This window comes from Synechococcus sp. LTW-G (genome assembly GCF_054459035.1).
The window spans coordinates 1-1658 of sequence record NZ_JBTKYW010000017.1; the positions used below are offsets into that span (position 1 = coordinate 1).

Annotated in this window: 1 protein-coding gene; it reads right to left on the minus strand. The window is 59.7% G+C overall.

The genetic code is table 11. From position 1 onward, the window contains the following. Positions 1–287: 287 nt before the first annotated feature. Positions 288–1658: iron uptake porin (locus tag ACXIQ9_RS12575; protein ID WP_459016855.1), on the minus strand; the 1371-nt coding region annotated here is incomplete at its 5' end.

Here is a 1658-nt window from a genome sequence, read left to right on the forward strand (position 1 = left end):
GCCCAGAGCTGCAGGCGCCAGAAGAAGCTTCTGGAACAGTTTCATTGGTCCTCACACCAAAACGAGGAATACGACCACAAATGTGATCGCCGACACAAAATGATCAAGAAACTGATCACGGCAAACAGGGCATGTGCCAGCTGGCAATCCGTTCTGGATCAAAAAGCACGCCTGAGGGGCCGACAATGCGCAGCCCTCCACAGAGATTTTTTGCCATGAAAAAACCCCGGCCGAAGCCGGGGTTGAAGAGGCCAAGTGTGTGAGGAGAGGCCGCTAAGCGTTCTGAATCAGAACTTGAAGGTGGTCTTCAGCAGGCCGCCGAACACCTTGTTGGTGGCGTTGTAAGCACCGGAAGTGCTGACCTTGCCGAGCTGACCCATGTAGTTGTTGATGTAGTACAGGGCTGGGGTGACCGTGATGTTGTCGGTCACCTGGAACTTGTACCACCACTCCCACATGTAGTTGGAGTCCAGGGGGGTCTTCGGAGAAGATTGGCCGTAGCCGGTGCGGGTCACGAACGGAGCCTGGCCAACAGCCATGCCCAGATCGTTGCCCTTCACGAAGGTGTCAGGCCACTGCAGACCCACGTACCAGGACTGAGCCTTGGCCCAGGTATCGGTGCGGACAGCGCCGTACTCGAAGGAGCTGGTGCCCCAGCCGGTGCTGACAGAAGGAATCCAACCGGTGTTCTCGGGAACCCAGTAGCCGCTCAGACCAAAGCTGTTGGTGGAACCCGTGCCGCCATAGGTCATGGTCAGCGGAGTGCCGATGAACAGCGAGTTGTTCTGGCTGTAGGTGTAAGCAGCTGCGATCGCCCAGGCGCTACCGCCAACGAGGGGCGCCTTGCCACCGGTGTAGGCCAACTGGGTGACGCTGACGGAGCTGGCACCGTCGGTCATCAAGCCACCCTCAGTAGGGTTGCCGTTGCTGGAGTTGATGGAGACGTAGTTGCTGGAGAGGGTCACACCCTCCATGCCCAGAACGTTGCTGTAGGTAGCACCAAAACCGCCACCGAGACCATCGAGGTCGTAGGCACCAGGAGCGCCGGCGTAGGTGAAGAAGTCGAGGACGGTGTCAGCGGGGTAGACACTGGGCCACATGCCGAGCATGCCGGCATCGTCCACACGAACTTTGGCACCAGCGGTGACGCTGAAATCCTTACCAACCGGGAAGTTGTAGAACAGGCGGTTGATGGCGACGATGTTGTCTTGCGCGGGGGACTGGAAGGCAGTCTCCAGGGCAGTCAGACCGTTGAAGTAGGCGCTGCCGTCGAAGTCGCCAGCACGCAGAACGGTGCGCAGCAGGTCCTTGCCAGTGAAGCTGGTGTCAAGGATCAGACGGAGGTCGTAGTTGAAAGTGGTTGCACCATAAGCAGCCTTGTTGGCCTCAACGTCGGGGCTGGTGCCGGTGAAGCTGTTAGCACCAACCACGAAGGTGGCCAGACCACGCAGCTTGGTGGTGGTGGAGAACTGGGTTGCTTCCAGTTCGCCAACGCGGGCCTCGAGACCGTCCACGCGGCCGCGCAGCACAGCCAGCTCACGCTCGAATTCCTTCATCAGGCGCTTCAGCTCATCGGTCACCTCAGTGATCCGGTCGAGGCAAGCGTTCAGCAGTGCGGCCGCTTCATAGCGGGTCATCGCACGGTTGCCGCGGTAGGT